The sequence below is a fragment of the Candidatus Delongbacteria bacterium genome (assembly GCA_041675285.1).
Classification (GTDB): Bacteria; CAIWAD01; CAIWAD01; order CAIWAD01; family CAIWAD01; genus CAIWAD01.
Genome location: JBAYTZ010000005.1, coordinates 19589 through 37748 on the forward strand (window position 1 = coordinate 19589; position 18160 = coordinate 37748).

At 70.8% G+C, this 18160-nt stretch carries 12 protein-coding genes; 8 read left to right on the plus strand and 4 right to left on the minus strand.

The window, feature by feature from the left end; translation table 11 throughout:
* Positions 1–49 precede the first annotated feature (49 nt).
* From WC326_06235 to WC326_06255, 5 genes are all read left to right on the plus strand, one after another.
* A complete protein-coding gene (locus WC326_06235) occupies positions 50–3064 on the plus strand; it encodes an immune inhibitor A domain-containing protein (protein MFA7330659.1) in 3015 nt (1004 codons plus the stop codon).
* Positions 3046–6276, plus strand: a complete 3231-nt coding sequence (locus WC326_06240) for a hypothetical protein (protein ID MFA7330660.1) — start codon at positions 3046–3048, stop codon at positions 6274–6276. Before WC326_06235 ends, WC326_06240 begins: the two co-directional genes overlap by 19 nt.
* Positions 6273–7301, plus strand: coding sequence for a hypothetical protein (locus tag WC326_06245; GenBank protein ID MFA7330661.1), 1029 nt, complete (start codon positions 6273–6275; stop codon positions 7299–7301). The genes WC326_06240 and WC326_06245 overlap by 4 nt, the downstream gene beginning before the upstream one ends.
* 1 nt (position 7302) lies before the next feature.
* Positions 7303–8073 (plus strand): hypothetical protein, encoded by a 771-nt coding sequence (locus WC326_06250; protein ID MFA7330662.1) that lies wholly within the window; start codon positions 7303–7305, stop codon positions 8071–8073.
* Positions 8074–8256: 183 nt separating this feature from the next.
* Positions 8257–9216 (plus strand): sugar nucleotide-binding protein, encoded by a 960-nt coding sequence (locus WC326_06255; GenBank protein ID MFA7330663.1) that lies wholly within the window; start codon positions 8257–8259, stop codon positions 9214–9216.
* 176 nt (positions 9217–9392) lie between these two features.
* Here WC326_06255 and WC326_06260 read toward each other — a convergent pair whose 3' ends face one another.
* The 3 genes from WC326_06260 to WC326_06270 form a co-directional block, all read right to left on the minus strand.
* Complete coding sequence (locus WC326_06260; GenBank protein MFA7330664.1) at positions 9393–9695, minus strand: type II toxin-antitoxin system RelE/ParE family toxin; 303 nt, start codon at positions 9693–9695, stop codon at positions 9393–9395.
* Positions 9683–9868: a hypothetical protein gene (locus tag WC326_06265; protein MFA7330665.1), complete on the minus strand. Its 186-nt coding sequence runs from the start codon at positions 9866–9868 to the stop codon at positions 9683–9685. The genes WC326_06260 and WC326_06265 overlap by 13 nt, the downstream gene beginning before the upstream one ends.
* Before the next feature lie 162 nt (positions 9869–10030).
* Complete coding sequence (locus WC326_06270) at positions 10031–12235, minus strand: oligopeptide transporter, OPT family (GenBank protein MFA7330666.1); 2205 nt, start codon at positions 12233–12235, stop codon at positions 10031–10033.
* A 139-nt stretch (positions 12236–12374) separates the two neighbouring features.
* Between WC326_06270 and WC326_06275 the strand changes: the two genes are divergently transcribed.
* On the plus strand, positions 12375–12545 hold the full coding sequence (locus WC326_06275) for a hypothetical protein (GenBank protein MFA7330667.1): 171 nt from the start codon (positions 12375–12377) through the stop codon (positions 12543–12545).
* 119 nt (positions 12546–12664) lie between these two features.
* Positions 12665–15274 (plus strand): hypothetical protein, encoded by a 2610-nt coding sequence (locus WC326_06280; GenBank protein MFA7330668.1) that lies wholly within the window; start codon positions 12665–12667, stop codon positions 15272–15274.
* A 19-nt stretch (positions 15275–15293) separates the two neighbouring features.
* Here the strand turns inward: WC326_06280 and WC326_06285 are convergent, their stop codons facing one another.
* A complete protein-coding gene (locus tag WC326_06285) occupies positions 15294–15701 on the minus strand; it encodes an Rrf2 family transcriptional regulator (protein ID MFA7330669.1) in 408 nt (135 codons plus the stop codon).
* Positions 15702–15926: 225 nt separating this feature from the next.
* On the opposite strand from WC326_06285, the gene purL reads away from it, so the two are divergent.
* Entirely contained in the window at positions 15927–18158 is a 2232-nt protein-coding gene (purL, locus tag WC326_06290; GenBank protein ID MFA7330670.1) for a phosphoribosylformylglycinamidine synthase subunit PurL, read from the plus strand.
* Positions 18159–18160: the final 2 nt, after the last annotated feature.

Sequence of the window (18160 nt, forward strand, 5' to 3'; positions counted from 1 at the left end):
CCCGGGCACCGTTTCATGCCCGACCCGTCGACGGTCCGCCGGGCGCTTGGTGGCCCTCGTCCTGGCCCTGGCCTTGGCGTGGAGCCTGCCGGCGCGGGCGGAGACCCTGCGCCTGTTGGCCATCCGCGTGGACTTCCAGCCCGACCAACTGAGCACCACCAGCGGGGACGGGAGTTTCGAGAGCGCCTTCCGCTTCGACACGCCCTGGGCCATCGATCCCTTGCCCCACGATTCGCTCTACTTCGATTCCCAGCTGCGCTTCCTGGAGCATTACTACAGCCGGGTCTCCAACGACTCGCTGCGGTTGGAGTGGGAGATCTGGCCGCGGGGCGGCCAGGCTGCCTATCGCCTGCCCCAGCCCATGTGGCACTACCACTGGAACGACGGCGACGAGCGGACGGACGGCCAGCTGGCCGAGCTGTTCCGCGCCGCCTGGGCCTTGGCCGACGCCGACCCGGACCTACGGGTGCGGGACGACGCGGGCCAGCCGCGTTTCGACGCCTTCCTGGTCTTCCACGCCGGCGTGGGGCAGGATTTCGGCGAGGACGGCACGCCCCACGACATTCCCTCGGCCTTTCTCTCGCGCTCCACGGACGGCACGCCCGCGGCCCACGAGACCAGCCTGCGGGACGGGGAATCCGGGCTGGAAGTGCCCGTGCGGCAGGGCCTGATCCTGCCCGAGGGCGAGAACCACGCCGACTTCGAGCACGGCCTGGCGGGCCTCTTGATCCTCCAATTCGGCCACCAGCTGGGTCTGCCCAATCTCTACGACAGCCGGGACGGCACGAGCGTGATCGGCAAGTGGGGTTTGATGGATCAGGGCAGCGCCAACTTCCGCGGCCTGCTGCCCGCGCGCCCGGACGCCTGGAGCCGCCTGCTGCTGGGCTGGGACGAGGCCCTGCTGGCGGACACGCCCCGGGACAGCGTGCGCGTGGCGGCCCCCGGCCGCGCCCCGGGCGAGCCGCGCATCGTGAAGATCCCCTTGACGGAGCACGAATACCTGCTGGTGGAGAACCGCCAGCGCGAGGAGACCGGCCGGGACTGGACCTGGGGCCGCGACCGCGACAATCGCTGGGCGCGGCTGGACAGTGACTACTCCTTGAGTTTCCAGGACACCCTGGGCGTGGCCTCGGACAGCGCGGGCGTGCTGGTGGCCGTGGGCAACCTGGACTTCGACCTGCCCGGCCAGGGCCTCTTGGTCTGGCACGTGGACGAGCGCAGCGCGACGCCGGAGAACGTCGCCGCCAACCGGGTCAACGACGATCCGGCGCGGCGCGGCGTGGATCTGGAGGAAGGCGACGGCGTGCAGGACATCGGGCGCGAGTACGGGCTGTTCTCGCCCCGCGGCTCCGTGGCCCTGGGCGGCAACGAGGATCCCTGGCAGCAACCCAACACGGGCTGGTACCTGAGCAACCGCCATTACTCGCTCTCCAACGTCAGCCTGGCCTGGGATACCGAGCCCTCCACGGCCAGCAACGACGGCTTGTTCACGGGCCTGCGATTGGACCAGTTCGGCCCGCCGGATAGTCTGGGTCACTTCCGGCTGGGCTGGGATTTGCGTCCCCCCTGTCACGGCGACAGCCTGGCCCTCGTCCCGCCCCAGGACTCCCAGTGGGGCGCTCAGCTGAGCGGCCACGAATGGCTGATGGCGGCGGACACCTGCGCGTGGCTGACCTACGTGGACGACCACGCCCAGCTCTTTGGCCGGCCCCTGGCGGGGGACGTGGCCGCCTGGATCCGGGCGGACGGATATCCATGCCCGCTGCCCGAGGGCTGGCAGAATCAGCTGAGCGGGCTGTGGCGCCTGGAGCAGAGCGGCGAGCCGCGCCTGCTGGCCCAGCGCGGGGACAGTTTGGCCCTGTTCCGCCCCCTGGGCCTGCCGCCGCGCTTCACTCTGGACCGGGTCTGGGCCTCCGGCCAGTCCCTGCAGGCCGTGCTGGTGGCGGGGGGCGGGGAGGCCCGGAGTGGCGACCCCTGGAGCGGACGGCAACCGCGTCTCTGGGTGGTCACGGGCAACCTGCTGCTGGAACTGGACCCCGTTACACTGGAAGTCGTGGACAGCGCGGGTTCACTGGCCGCGGGACAGGTGCGCCTGGCCGAGCTGGCCGACGGGAGCGGCTTGCCCGGCGTGGTGGTGGACGGGGAGGTGGACCGGCTCTACCTGCAAGGGCACAACGTGCTGGAGAACGGCGTCCTGCCCGCCGGCGCGCGGCTGCTGGGCTGGGATGCCCGACCGGAGGTCAGCGCCTGGGGCGACACCCTGACCGCCACGGCCGTGTTGCGGGACGCACAGGGTGCGACGCTCTACCGCGGCCACGCCGTGCTGGGGCGGGTGGAGTGTCTCAATCGGGGTGTGCGACCCGTGCAGATGGGACCGGATCCGGGCCTCGAGCTGGCCTTCCTGACCCTGGACAGCCGCCTGCGGATTTTCAACCAATCGGGCGTGGAAGTGCTGGCCGCGGGACTGGCTGAAGGCGCCGGACCGCCGCTGACGGGCTCGCGCTCGGACGAGGGCGGCCTGCTGCTGCTCGCCGCCGCCGCGGATCGCCTGGAGGGGTTGGCCGGGGACGGCGAGGCGCCGGCCAGCTGGCCCCGGGTGTGGTCCGGCCGCTTGGACGGTCCCGTGGCGCTGCCTGGCTTGGGCCTGGTGCTGGGCCTGCGGCCGGATGGCGGCGTGCAGGCCTGGGAGGCGGAGTTGCAGGATCCCGTCTGGACCCAGCCGCGCGGGTTCAACGACAGCTGGCGGCCCTGGGGCTCGGGAGCCGTCCACACGCAGCCCGTGCGCGAAGTGCGCGAGAATCCGGCCTTCATCTGGCCCAGCCCGGCCCGCGACGAAGCCCACGTGCGCTTCCTGCTGGCGGGTCCGGCCCGCGTGACCTTCACGGCCTACGACACGGCCGGTGACCGGGTGGCCCGGCTGGAGGGCCGCTTCGAGCGCGCCGGCGAGCAGGAGCTGCACTGGCTGCTGGCGGACGTGGCCCCGGGCGCCTACTTCTGCCTGCTGGAGGCCGAGGGCGTCAGCGACACCTGGACCCGGAGGCTCACATGCGCCGTCATCCGCTAAGCCTGGTCTGGACGGCGGCGCTGGGCGCGCTCCTGGCCCTGGCCCTGCCCGCCCGGCTGGCGGCCCAGCCGGCGGAGGTCCCGCACCCCGAGCTCGAGTGGCAAACCACCCAGACGGCGCACTGCGCCATCCACACCCACCAGGGCCTGGAGGAGCTGGGGCTGGTGGCCGCCCAGATCATGGACGAGATCTGGGAGCCCGTGACCACGCTCTACGACTTCGTGCCGGACACGCGCATCCACCTGATCTTCTACGACACGGACGACTACTCCAACGGCGGCGCGTACTACTACAACAACAAGATCATCATCTGGGCCACCAGCCTGGACTTCGACCTGCGCGGCCAGCACAACTGGCTGCGCAACGTGCTCACCCACGAGTTCACGCACATCATCCAGCTGGGGGCCTCGCGCAAGTTCAGCCGCCAGGTGCCCTTCGCCTACCTGCAGGTGATGGACTACGAGAGCGAGAAGCGCGGCGACGTGGTCCAGGGCTTCCCCAACTTCATCAGCAGCGTGCCCTTCCCGGGCACCATCATGCCGGCCTGGTTCGCCGAGGGCACGGCCCAGCACATGCTGGACGGCCACCGCTACGACTTCTGGGACAGCCACCGCGACATGCTGCTGCGCGACCGCGTGCAGCACGGCAGCCTCTACGACCTGGACGAGATGGCCTCCTTCGACAAGAGCACGGTGGGCAGCGAGTCCGTCTACAACCAGGGCTTCAGCCTGGTGAACTGGATCGCCGCGCAGTACGGCGAGGAGTCCTTGCGGCGGATCTCAGAGGAGATGTCCCGGCCCGGGCGGATTTCCATCGCGACGGCGCTGGAGACGGCCGTGGGCGTGGAGGGCCACAAACTCTGGCGGCGCTGGAAGGCCGACCTGGAGGCGCGCTACGCGGCCCAGCTGGCGGGCCTGGAGGGCCGCGGCGTGGAGGGACGGCTGATCTCCAGCGCGCCGGAAGTCAACCAGAAAGGCGGCGGGCGCGACGAGCACCGTGAGGAGCTCAAGGCCCCGCGCAACATCGCGGGCCCCGGGGCGGAGCTGGCCTCCTGCTGCTCGGCCTTCGCCCTGCACGAGTTCCCCGAGCCCGCCGACGAACTGGGCCCCACCAACAATCTCAACGCCCAGCTCTCGCCCGACGGCCGCTACGTGTATTACGCCTCCAACGGCGACGCCGACTGGCTGGGCATGACCGACCTGTGGCGCCTGGAGCGTGCCAGCGGCCAGACGGAGAAGCTGCTGGCCAACATCCGCGGCCCCTTCTGCCTCATGCCCGACGGCCAGAGCGTGCTGATCTCGCGCACCAGCCCGGTGGACAAGCAGGGCCGGCACTACAAGGACCTCTACCAGTATTGGTTCGAAGAGAAGCTGAGCCGCCGGCTGACGGAGGGCGCGCGTCTGAGCCAGCCCAGCGTGACGCCGGACGGGCGTCAGGTGGTCTGCGTGCAGAACGGCGGCGGTTCCACGTGGCTGGCCCTGCTCGAGCTGGACAGCCTGGACGGGCCGGCCTGGAAAGCCCTCTCCAAGCGCCAGCGCGAGAAGGCGCCCAAGGCCGTGGCCCGCCGGCTGACCCACGATCCCTACGGCACGCAATACACCCAGCCCCGGGTGCATCCGGCGGGCGGCCGGCTGGCCGTCGCCCGGGCCTGGGGCCACGGCCGGGACCTGGTGGAGGTTAGTCTGGCGGACGGCAGCGTGCGGGACCTGCTGGCGACGCCGCTGGACGAGCGCCAACCGGCCTGGAGCGCCGACGGCCAGTGGCTGCTCTACTCGCGCGACGAGGCGGGGATCTTCAACATCTACCGGCGGCGGCTGGCGGACGGCGCCACCGAGCGGCTCACGGCCGTGACGGGCGGGGCCTTCCTGCCGGCGCTGAGCGGCGACACGCTCTACTACTCGGGCTACCGCGACCAGGGCTTCCGGCTCTTCGAACTGGCGGGGGTCAAGGCCCTGGACGAGGGACCCGTCGCCCGGCCGGACTACGCGGCGCAGATTCCGCCGTTGGACACGGCCGACCAGCAGCCGGCGGCCCGCGTCTGGAGCCCGCTCAAGACCGAGTTCGAGAAGCCCTTCTGGATTCCGCGGCTGGTGATCGACGACGGCCAGGTCAAGCCCGGCTTCTACTTCCTCAACCTGGACGTCTTCGAGCGCGTGCAGCTCAGCGCGGGCGTGGCCGCGGCGCGGATGAACAATGTGGACCTCTACGCTTCGGCCACGGCCGAGCTGGGGCGCAGCATCGTCTTCACCGAGCTCTACGGCATGGTGCGCGACCACCACGAGCGCTTCGCCGATTCGCTGCGGATCATCGACGAGTCGGGCGGCCAGCCCGTCTACGACAGCTACTCCGTGCCCTACCGCTTCTCGCTCTCCGAGGGCCGGCTGGGCCTGCGGCGCCGGGTGGGCGACGCCCTGAGCGTGGAGGCGGCCCTGCGGCTGGCCTCCTACCGGGCCATCTACAAGATCCACACCACCACCATCAACTACGACTACTACCACGGGCTGGGCCTGAACCTCAAACTGGACTGGCAGGCCAATCCCGGGCGGCGCGTGGACGACTTCATCAATCCCCGCGGCAAGCAGTGGGCCCGGCTCGAGCTGAACCAGCACTGGGACAAGCTCATCGACGGCTTCAAGGTGGACGCGGGCATGCTGCGCGAGGAATACAAGCCCGCCACCTTCCTGGAGGGCGAGCTGGCCCTGGGCCGCAGCTGGGCCCTGCCCTTCCTGCCCGAGCTGAGCCTGGGCCTGGACGGCAAGGCCGCCGTGATCGGCGACTCCCAGGTGGACGACTTCTTCTACACCTACGCCGGCGGCCTGATGGGGCTGAAGGGCTACTCGTACTACAGCCTGGGCGGCGTGCGCAAGGCCCTGGGCCACGCGCGGCTGGGCTTCCCCATCGTCAAGCGCGCGGGCGCGCAGCTGGGGCCCCTGCACTTCAAGCGGCTCTACGGCAGCCTGTTCGCCGGCGCGGGCGACGCCTGGGGCGGCCAGTCCGGCGACTTCGAGTTGAAGCGCGAGGCGGGCGCCGACCTCAAGCTCTTCTTCACCTCGTGGAGCCTGATGCCCACCGCCCTGACTCTGGGCGCGGCCTACGGCCTGGACGAGTTCCGCGTGCCGGAACTGGATCCGGGCGACACCTACGGCCAGGAGTGGCGCTGGTACGTCACCCTGCTCTTCGACTTCGACGCCTTTCAGGAGCGCATGCCATGAGTGCCTTTTCCCTCCCGCGCCTGGCCCTGGGCTGGGGCGCGGGTCTCGTCTGCCTGGGCGTGGCCCAGGGCGCCGGCTTGGGTGAACGGCTCTACGCGCTGCCTGCCGGACTTCCCACCCTGCTGCCCAGCACCGCGGCACCGGCCTTGCCGGTTGGCCCGGCGTCCTTCGAGTTCAGCCTGCGGCAGGAGGCCGGCGACCACGACGGACTGGACCTCTTGCAGGCCCTGCTGCTGCCCGGCTTCGACCAGGCCCAGCACGGGCAGTGGCTGAAGGGCGCGCTCTTCCTGGTGGTGGAGACGGGCGTGCTGCTGGGCGCCGACGCGCTGAACCGGCGGGGCGACGAGCTGGACGGCCAGTTCAAGGACTTCGCCAACGAGCACTGGAGCTACGAGCGCTTCGTGACCTACCGCCAGCACCCGGGCGAGTTCGCCGGCGGCGGCGACGCGGAGAACGAGGGCTGGCTGGACCGCAACCTGAGCGAAGAGGACTGGCTCGGCGTGGACACCCAGGCCGAGCTGGACGCCCTGTTCGGCGACGCGGCGGGCAACGACGAGTTCGTGCCCGGCGGCGGCCAGGGCAGCCACGGCCTGCCCGGGCACTACGTGGACGGCTACTCCGTGGGCGACGCGGACTCCTGGGAGCACTTCCTGGTCAGCCGCACCCAGCAGTTCTACGAGATGATCGGCAAGTACGCCCAGTTCCAGCGCGGCTGGGACGGCTTCGGGTCGGGCTCCGACTGGGAGCTGGCCAGCGACCTGCTGGTGGCGCGGGACAGCTGGGGCGTGCACAAGTTCTGCGCCCAGACCGAGCACTACATGGCCATGCGGACGGAATCCAACGACAAGCTGATCGCCGCGGACCGCCTGATGGGCGTGCTGCTGGCCAACCACGTGGCCTCCTTCCTGGACGTGTTGATCCAGCTGAAGAAGTCGGAAGGCCCCGCCCGCCTCCAGGTGCGGGCCGCGCCGTTGCAGACCGCCACGGGTCCCGCCAGCGGTCTGGCCTTCAGCTGGAGTTTTTGAGATGAAGCCCACGACCTGGCGCACGCGGCTCCGCCTGCCGCTCCTCCTGGCCGCCCTGCTGGCGGCCCCGTGCCTGTTGGCTCCCGCGGCCCAGGCGGCGCGCTTCAAGCGCGGGGGAAGCACTGCCGCCCCCGCCGCCCGGCCCGACAGCCTGGAGCAGACCCGGCGACCGGCCCTCCGGCCCGCTGCGCCACTACCCGGCACTCCCGGCACGGCGGGTTTGGCCCTGCGCTCCCTGGTCGTGCCCGGTTGGGGCCAGGCCGTGCTGGCGCGCAGCCGGCCGGAGCTGCAGGGTCGCGGACAGGCGGGCTTCTGGCTGGACGTGGGTCTGGTCACGGGCGCCTGGGCCCTGCTGCACCTGAGCCAGACCAAGCAGGACGAGTTCCAGGCCTACGCCGTGCGCGTGGCCGGCGCCCGGCCCCACGGCGATGCCAGCGACTATTGGGTGGACGTGAGCAACCACCTCTCCCGGGCGGACTTCAACCAGTCCATGCTCGAGGCTGGCGGCTACAGCGAGCGCTACCTGGATCCTGCGGACGACTGGGCCTGGCCCTCGCGCAGCGAGCAGACCCGCTACCGCGACCTGCGCGCCGTCTCCGAACAGGCCTTTTCCCAGGCCCTGGCAGTGGGCGGGGCCATCTTCCTGAACCACGTGCTGAGCGCGGCCCACGTGCTGCGCCTGGCCCGGGAGGAGCCCCGGCTCAGCGCCCTGCCCGTGCCGGGCGGTGTGGGCCTGGCCCTCAGCCTGGATCTGAGCACGCCCCGCCACTAGCAGCCTGTCGGACTTGGCCACTTGGCGGTCTTCATCGTCCCTGTCGGTCCGGATTTCCGCAAGTTTCTTGAACAGACCACCAGTATGCCCGGCGAAACTTTCGAAAAACCGGCCTCGACATGGGCGCGAATCCCATCCAAGGCCCAAGCCCGGCAGACTGCTAAGCGAGGAAAGCCGCCAGCCATGCGTCTCTACATCACCGGGTGCAGCGGCTTCGTGGGTTCGCGGCTGGCCGAGGCCTGGGCGGGGGTCCACGAGCTGGCCGGCTGCAGCCGCCACCCGCTGCCCGGGCAAGCCCTGGAATACCACCCGCTGGATCTGGCCGAGGAGCCGCGCGCGCTGGCAGACCGGCTGGAGGCCTTCCGGCCCGACTGGGTGATTCACTGCGCGGCGGTCTCGCAGCCCCTGCTCTTCGCCCGGGATCCCCTGCGCTGCCGGCGCGTCAACGTGGAGGCCGGCCACTGGCTGGCCCGCTGGTGCCGGCGCCGGGACCGCGGGCTGATCGCCTTCAGCTCGGACACGGTCTACGCCGACGCGGCCAAAGGGGCGACGCATGCGGCGCCAGCTGCGCAGGCGGCGCAGGCGGTGCCGGCGGGCGGCTGGCGCGAGGATTCGCCCCTGGCCCCCGTCCACCAATACGGGCGCAGCAAACAGGAACTGGAAGAGGCGGTGCTGGCCGAGCTGCCCACGGCCCTGCTGCTGCGCTCCAGCCTGCTCTGGGGCCGCGCGCGGGTCGGGCAGAATTCGTTTTCGGGCTGGCTGCTCAAGCGGCTGGAGGAGTCGGACACGGAGGCGGTGCCGGTCTTCCGCGACAACCGCCGCAACCTGCTGGCCGCGGGCGCGCTGCCGGAGATCCTGGAGCGCATGCTGGAGCTGATGATGGCGGGGGGCGCAGCGGCGGACGGGCTGCGCGGGCCGCTCAACCTGGGCTCCGCCGACTACCTCAGCCGCGAGGACTTCGCCCGCCGCCTGTTCCGCCAACTGGGCCTGGACGAAAGCCGCCTGCGGCCGCTGGACACGGCGGAGGCGGGGTTGTCCGAGCCGCTGGCGCGCGAGCTGCCGCTGGATCTCACGCGATTGCGCGAGTTGCTGGGCGCCCTGCCCAGCACCGACGACTGGCTGCCCCGGGAGTATCCGCGCTAGCGTTCAACCCGACCGGGGGATCTCACCACAGAGACACAGAGTCACGGAGTCACGGAAACCCTGGCACAACTTGAATTGCCCTTGATGAAGCCTTTCCAGTGATTCACGACTGTCACTCTGTCTCTGTGACTCTGTGTCTCTGTGGTGAATCTCAGGGCGCCCAACAGCACCAAGCTTCAGGCTTGAGGCAGAAAGCGATCCAGGTTCATGGATTCGTGGAAGACGCCCAGCACGATGACGTGGTCGGCAGCGAGCAAGGGATAGGGGATTCGATAGCGCCCACAGCGCAGCATGCGCAGTTCCCCAACCTCTTCCAGTCGGTAGGGAGATCCGGCCAAGGGGTAATCCTGCAGCATCTCAGCCACTCGCAGGATGCCCAACACCACTCGCACGGCGGCTTGGGGCCGCTCACGGGCAATGAAGTCGTGAATGTCGCGCAAACAGGCTTCGGCTTCCGCGCTCCAACTCAGGCAGGCCATCGTCGCACGCGCTCGGCCAACACGGCATGAGAGACAAAGCGACCCGCCCGGGCATCTTCGAGCCCGCGCTCCACCAGCCGGGCAAAGGCCAATTCACGCAGGATCTGCTCAAAACTGGCATCGTCCGGCTGGGCCTGGATGAGTGCGGTCAGTCGTTCTTTGACACTGGCCATGGAGGACCTCCTACACCAATTGCTGAGCATGCGGCACACGCCGGCGAAGAGAGCAATCAAACCGGGCATGCGCAAGGCGCTCGCTCGTCCAGTCGGGAATACTGCCGATCCCGTCAGGCGCTCCGAACACCCACAGCCAGTTTCGGCATGTGCGGGAACTCGTTAGCGCACCGCCGGCCGCTTGGCGATCCAATAGAGCACGAGGGCCAGCACACCGAAGGCCGCCAGGGAGGCCAGGTCGCTGCCATTCCAGCCCAGCGCGTCGCCCACGGTGCCCAGGCGGGCGGAGACGGCCTCGCTGGTCCCGGCGATGATCGCCAGGGTCATCCCGGCGATGGCCCCGCCGGCGATCAGGCCGCTGGAGAGCAGCACGCCGGGCGAGCTGTCGCCCTCGCTCTCGGAGACGGGTTTGGGGCGGCCGCGCTCCACCCACCAGCGCACCAGCCCGCCCACCCAGATGGGCGTGGAGGCCGAGAGCGGCAGGTAGACGCCCACCGCGAAGGGCAGCGAGCTGATCCCCGCCAGCTCCAGCGTCAGCGCGATGAACACGCCCAGCAGCACCAGGCCCCAGGGCAGCTTGTGGGTGAGGATCCCGTCGATGATCAGGCTCATCAACCGCGCCTTGGGCGCGTCGAACTTGCGCACGAAGACGCCCTGGCTCTCGCCCGGGGCCGGGTCGCGCCGGTCCACCACGCCGTTGATCCCCGGATCCACCAGGTAGCGCAGCGTGCCGTCGGCCTCCGCCAGGTACTTGCCGGGCGGGACGAGGTAGCGGCCCGTGCTGTCCTTGGGCGCCGTCTCGTCGGTGATGAACACGGCGCGGTAGAGCGCGGCGTCGCGGGCGGCGTCCGGCCCGCGCAGGCCTTCGGTCTTGCCCAGCAGCTCCACCGGCGCCTTCCAGGGCAGGTCGCGCTTGGCGTAGACCGTGGCCGAATCGTTGAAGAGTTTGAGGGTGAGGCCGATGACGATGGCGCTGGTGAGCGCGCCCACCAGGATGCCGATCTGCTGCGCGCGCGGCGTGGCGCCGATCAGGTAGCCGGTCTTCAGGTCCTGGCTGGTGGTGCCGCCGTTGGACGAGGCCACGCAGACGATGGCCGCCACCATCAGCGCGGCCACGCGGTCCAGCGGGCTGGTCAGGCCCAGGGCCAGGTAGAGCAGGCAGGTGAGCAGCAGGGTGGCCACGGTCATGCCGCTGATGGGGTTGGACGAGGAGCCGATCTCGCCGGTCAGGCGCGAGGAGACGGTGACGAAGAGGAAGCCGAAGACCACCACCAGCACGGCGCCCAGCGCGCTGACGTGCAGGCCCGGCGCCAGCATCAGGGCACCCACCAGGGCCAGGCTGCCCAGCCCCACCACGCCCAGGGGCAGGTCGCGGTCCGTGCGCTCGCTTTGGGCCTTGGCCTGGCCGCGCCCGGCCAGCAGGTCCTTCATCCCCGCGCCGAAGGCCGCCGCCAGCAGGGGCAGGACTTTCAACATGCTGAGGATGCCGCCCGTGGCCACGGCGCCGGCGCCGATGTAGAGCACGTAGGCGTTGCGGATCTGGTGCGGGTCCATCTCGCGGATCAAATCCTGGGCGGGGAAGAGCGGCGCGCCCAGCCCTTCGCCGAAGATCTTGATGGCCGGGATCAGCACCAGATAGGCCAGCACGCCGCCTGCGCACATGATGCCCGCGATGCGCGGCCCGATGATGTAGCCCACGCCCAGCAGCTCGGGGGCGTGCTCGAGGCCCAGGCTGCCACCCTTGAAGAAGCCCAGCAGGCGCTCGGGCACGGTCTTGAAGACGCGCAGCCCGCCGTCGCCGGCCAGCAGCTTGCCCAGAAAACCCAGCCCGAAGCCCGTGAACACCGTGCGCGCGTTGGTGCCGCCCTGCTCGCCGACGATGAGCACCTCGGCGCAGGCCGTGCCTTCGGGATAGGCCAGCTTGCCGTGCTCCTTGACGATCAGGCCGCGGCGCAGCGGGATCATCAGCAGGATGCCCAGCAGGCCGCCCAGCACGGCCACGGTCATGATCCGCCAGAGGTCCATGTCGTAGCCCAGCACCAGCAGGGCGGGCATGGTCACGGCCACGCCGAAGGCGATGGATTCCCCCGCCGAGCCCGTGGTCTGCACCATGTTGTTCTCGAGGATCGAGGCCGGGCGCGAACCGAAGGCCCGGGAGAACCAGCGGAAGATCGAGATGCTCATCACCGCGATGGGGATGGAGGCGCTGATGGTCATCCCGATCCGCAGGGCCAGGTAGAGGCTGGCCGCGCCGAAGATGATGCCCAGCAGCACGCCCAGCAGCAGGGGCAAGAGGCCCAGCTCGGGCACGATCCTGCCGGCCGGGACGTAGGGCGAATGGACGGACGGGGCCTGGGGCTCGGTCATGGCACGCTCCTTGATCCGTGACACGCGGGAGGGGACCGGCCTCCGCCGGCCTAGCGGCCCCAACATACCACCTGGGCCGGGCAGGATGCGCTGTTGGGCCGGGTTCCCGATCATGGGGGCAAGCCGGAGGAGGACGTCGATGAAAACCTTGTGCGAGTGGTCCAAGAAAGAGCTGGAGAAGGACCGCAAGGAATTGTTCGAGCTGGTGGCCAAGCCCACCCATGTCTGCCGCTCCTGTGGCCGCGCCGCGGCGGACAAGGACGCCCTCTGCAAGCCGCTGAAGATCAAGGCGGCGAAACCGGAAGCCTGAGCCGGGCGAAAATCCATCCCAATCCGCGCGCCCGCACCGTACCTTTTGCTCCGAGCCTGTCCTGGCAGCGGTCGCCCTCCGCGCGGCCCGCCCTTCCGCCCGGCCTTCACGAGGTCCCCATGCAGCGCGTCCTGCCCGTCACCCTGCTGCTGTTCGCCACCCTGCCCGGCGCGGCCCGCGTGCTGCGCGTGCCCGAGGACTATTCCACGCTGGCCCTGGCTCTGTTCGTCAATCAACCTGGTGACACCGTGGAATTGGCGGCTGGAACCCACGCCTTCGACGGCTATCAGCCCCTGGACCAGCAGCTCACCCTGCGCGGGTTGGGAATGGCCCGCCTGCTGCTTTCCAACAGCCTGCACTGCCATGACTCGGTGCTGCTGGAGGGCCTGGAGCTGCGCTTTCCGGGCGGCACGCTGCTGGAACCGGACAATCGGCATGTGGCGCTGGCGGGCTGCCGGCTGGTGGCGGAGCGCCTGTACCAGGGTTCCTACGCCAGTCTGAGTCTCGCCCACTGCCGGCTGGACTCGCTGACCCGGCTGGGCTCCAGCCTGCAGAGCCCACCGGTGGTGTTCTACCAATGCGAGCTGCGCGACCTCGGCTGCCTGGACCAATCCTCGCATCCAGGCCTGCTGTTCGAGTCCTGCCTCTTGGAGCGCGTGGAGCAGTTTGGCGACCGGGGCTGGGTCTCCTGGGACGAGGGGGAGATCCGCTTCCACGGCTGCACGCTGGTGGACTGCGGCGGGATGGGCACCAGCCTGGACTTCCTGGAACTGGAGCGCTGCCTGGTGGTGCGGCCCCAGGGCAGCCTGTTGGGCGAAGGGGTCCTGGAGCCGGACCTGTTCGAGATCCGCCAGACCGACATCTGGAGCGGCGAGGGAAACGATTGGACGGGAGCGCTGGAGCCGCTGCTGGGGGTCTACGGCAACATCGAGGCGGACCCGCTGTTCTGCGACGCTCCCGCCGACTACCGCCTGAGCGCCGGTTCCCCCTGCGTGCTGGACAGCCTGGGCACGATGTGGATGGGCGCCTGCGCGCTGGGCTGCGGACCGCTGATCCAGGCGCTCACGGTCGTCCCGCTCGGCGACAGCCTGCCGCAGCGCGTGAGCTTCCACGCCGAGCTGCTGGGCGATTTCGAGTCCCTGGAGTGGGACGTGGACGGCGACGGCCAGCCCGAGGGCCTGGGTTCGGACTTCGAGTGGAGCTGGGAGCTGCCCGGCGACTATCAGGTGCTCCTGCGGGTCCGCGCTGGCGGGCAGCTGCTGGAACAGGCCAGCCCGCCGGTTCACGTGGGGGGCCAGGTCAGGGACGTGGCGGACGTGGAGCAGTTCCGCACAGCCCTGGCGGCCGCGCAGCCCCAGGACCTGATCCGCCTCGGGCCGGGACGTTACCCCGTGGTAGATCTGTCCGTGCCGCCCGGCGTGGTGCTGGCCGGCACGCCGGGAGGCACCGTGCTGGACGCCGAGCAGGGGGGCTGCGTGCTGCGCATCCGCCTGGACGCGCGCTTCCTGCTGCTGCAGGACTTGATTCTCACCGGCGGGGCGACGGATGCCGGCGGCGCCCTGGTCCTGGACGCGGCGTCGGAATCCGGCGGCCGGCTGACGGTGCGCCGCTGCGAGTTCCGCGGCAATGACGGCGGCTACGAGGGCGGGGCGCTGGCCCAGCCCCGGCCGGACCTGGGCGCCCACTTCGACTCCTGCCGCTTCCAGGACAACCGGGCGCGCCGGGGCGGCGCGCTGAGCGGCTACGGCTTCGAACTCAGCGCCTGCACGTTCAGCGGGAATCGGGCGGACGCGGAGGGCGGCGCGGCCTGTTTCGCCGACAGCTCCGTGGTGACGGACTGCCGGTTCCTGGACAACCAGGCGGCCCGCGGCGGCGCCCTGGCCCTGGAAGGACCGGCCCGGGTGGCGGATGCGCTCTTTTTAGGCAACCGGGCCACGGAGCGCGGCGGCGCGGTGTGGAACGAGCCCTGGGCCGGCACGCGGGGCGGCTCTTACGCCCGCTGCCTGTTCGTCGGCAACGGCGCCGGCCTGGGCGGCGGAGCGCTCTGGGACCACGCCGGGCCGCGACTCACCCGCTGCACCTTCGCTTTCGACTCCACGACCGCGGACGGGGCGGTGGTCGATCTGGCGAGCCCGGCGGAGGGCGAGCCCGTCCGGGTGGCGGGCTGCCTGCTGACCCTGTCCCGCGGCGGGTGCGGCCTGCAGCCGGGCGACGGGATCCTCGACGTGAGCTGCACGGACCTCTGGGGAAACAGCGGGGGCGACTGGCTGGGGAGCCTGGCCGGACTGGAGAACCGGGACGGCAACCGGCGGGTGGATCCGCGCTACTGCCTGCCGGCCAGCGGCGACTTCCACCTGCAGGCGAACTCACCCTGCGGCCCGGCGGCGGATTCCGCCTGCGGCGGGCTGGGCGCCCTCAGCGGGAGCTGCGAGGACACGGGCCTGCCGCCGGCTTCCGTCCGGCCCGCCGGCCCGCGGCTGGCCCCGCCCTGGCCCAATCCCTTCAATCCCGACTGCTGGCTGGAGTTCGAGCTGGCCCGGCCGGGCCCCGTGCGGCTGCGGGTGGTGAACCTGGCGGGCCAGGAGGTGGCGTGCCTGTGCGACGAGACGCTGGGCGCGGGCCTTCACCGGCGGATCCTGCGGGGAGGACGGCTGGCCAGCGGGGTCTATCTGGCGCGGCTGGAGACGGCGGAAGGCGGGGCGGTGCGCAAGCTGCTGCTGTTGAAGTAGCCCGGCGGCGACCGGTCCCTTAGAACTTGGTGCCCTGCTGCAGATCGGCCAGGGTGTGTTCGTAGATCATCCGGCGCACGCCGAGCAGTTGCGGCTCCCAGAGGTGGTGCATGCAGCAGGGGTTCTGGTCGTCGCACTGCGGGTAGCCCATCACGCAGCGGTTGTAGTTCTCCAGGCCCTCCACCACGTCGACGATCTGGTAGATGAAGATCTCTTCCAGCGGGCGGGCGATGCGGTAGCCGCCCTTCTTGCCCTGGGTGCTCTGCAGCAGGCCGGCCTGGCTGAGCTGGGTCATCAGGCGGGCCAGGTACTTGTAGGGAATGGCCAGGGTCTCGGAGAGCTGGGCCACGGAGACGGCCTCGTCCGAGCGGCGGGCGAGGAAGGACATCACGCGGATGGCGTATTCGGTGGTCTTGGAAAGGCGCATGGACGTCCGGCTGGGCTGTGGTGTCCGTGGATGGTTCCGCCCTCGCGGCGGCCGGATCCACGGCGCGTCAACCTAACAGTTCCGCCCGGCCGGCCCCAGCCCCGCCGCCCCGCGCTCCCGCCGGGCGGCCCCGTCCCGCGGCCTCGCGGTTGCTACATTCTTTCCGGACGTCGCCGGATGGCCCGGCGCTCCACGTCAACCGTGCATCCTGTGAGGGCCTGCGGAATGGGGCGCTGCGAACCGGTGGTGAATCTGGAGCTGGCCCGCGAGCACGGGCTGACGGACGAGGAGTTCGGGCGGATCCGCGAACTGCTGGGCCGGGATCCCAGCTGGCCCGAGCTGGGCGTCTACAGCGTGATGTGGTCCGAGCACTGCTCCTACAAGAACTCCATCGCGCAGCTCAAGACCCTGCCCCGCTCCGGCGGCCGCCTGCTGGTCGAGGCCGGCGAGGAGAACGCGGGCCTGGTGGACATCGGCGACGGCCTGGCCGTGGCCTTCAAGATCGAATCCCACAACCACCCCAGCGCCGTGGAGCCCTACCAGGGCGCGGCCACGGGCGTGGGCGGCATCATGCGCGACATCTTCACCATGGGCGCGCGGCCGATCTGCAGCCTGAATTCGCTGCGCTTCCCGGCGCTCAGCCACGACACCACGCGCTGGCTGATGGACGGCATCGTGCGTGGGATCGGCGACTACGGCAACTGCCTGGGCGTGCCCACGGTGGGTGGCGAGGTGCAGTTCGACGCCTCCTACAACGGCAACCCGCTGGTGAACGCCATGACCGTGGGCATCGTGCGCCACGACCAGACGGCCAGCGCCACGGCGGCGGGCCCGGGCAATCCGGTCTTCCTGGTGGGCGCCTCCACCGGGCGCGACGGCATCCACGGGGCCACTTTCGCCAGTGTGGAGCTGTCCCAGGAGTCGGAGGAGAAGCGCTCTTCGGTCCAGGTGGGCGATCCCTTTTCCGAGAAGCTGCTGCTCGAGGCCACGCTGGAGATGATCCAGTCCGGCGACCTGGTGGGCATCCAGGACATGGGCGCGGCGGGGATCACCTGCTCGTGCAGCGAGATGAGCGCCAAGGGCAAGGCCGGCATCCGGATCGAGATCGACCAGGTGCCCCAGCGCGAGAGCGGGATGACGGCCTACGAGGTGCTGCTCTCCGAATCCCAGGAACGCATGCTGGTGGTGGTGAAGGCCGGGCGCGAGGAGACCATCCGGCGAATCTGCGCGCGCTGGGACATCCACTGCGCGCACATCGGCGTGGTGACGGACACGGGGCGCTTCCAGGTCACGCACCATGGCGAGACCGTGGTGGACGTGCCGGCGGAATCGCTGGTGCTGGGCGGCGGCGCGCCGGTCTATCAGCGCGAGTGGCGCGAGCCGGAGGAATTCCGCCGTCACCGCGGGCGCGACCTGTCCGGCGTGGCGGCGGCGGAGGACCTGAACGCGGAGCTGAAGGCCCTGCTGGCCCACGAGAACGTCTGCAGCCGGCGCTGGCTCTACCGCCAGTACGACCACATGATCGGCACGGCCACGGAGATCCGCCCGGGCGGCGACTCGGCCGTGGTGCGAGTGAAGGGCACGGACAAGCGCCTGGCGGTGAGCACGGACTGCAACGGCCGGCTGGTGCGGCTGGACCCGCGGATGGGGGCGCGCGCGGCGGTGGCGGAGGCGGCGCGCAACATCGCCTGCAGCGGGGCCGCGCCGCTGGCGATCACCAACTGCCTGAACTTCGGCAACCCCTACGATCCGGAGATCTACTGGCAGTTCCGTGAGGCCATCGCCGGGATGGGCGAGGCCTGCCGGGCCTTCGACACGCCGGTCACCGGCGGCAACGTGAGCTTCTACAACGAGAGCCCGCACGGCGCCGTGCACCCCACCCCGGTGATCGGGATGGTGGGCCTGCTGGAAGGCCGCGAGCCCGTGCCCAGCGCCTTCCGCGGACCGGACGAGCTGGTGTTGCTGGCCGGGCGGCCCGGTCGCGAGCTGGGCGGCAGCCTCTATCTGGAGCGCCGGCTGGGCGAACAGACCGGGGCCGTGCCCGCCGTGGACCTGGCGCTGGAGCGCGCCCTGCAGGCCTTCCTGGTGGAGGCCGCGGGCCGCGGCCTGCTGCGCAGCGCGCATGACGTCTCCGAGGGCGGGCTGGCGGTCTGCCTGGCGGAGGCCTGCCTGATGGAGGACGGCCGGACCCTGGGCTGCCTGGTGGACCTGGGCCCGGAGGCCGAGTCCCAGCCCGAGCGCCTGCTCTTCGCCGAGACGCCGGGCCTGGTGGTCCTGAGCGCGCGGCCCGAGCACCGCGAGGAACTGGCCAGCCTGGCCCGCCGGCACGCCCTGCCCATGGCCGAGATCGGCAGCACGGGCGGCGACCGCCTGCTGGTGGAAGGTCTGCTGGACCTGGCGGTGGACGAGCTGGCGGAACTTTGGTGGACGAGTCTGGAGCGGCGGCTGGAGGCCTGATC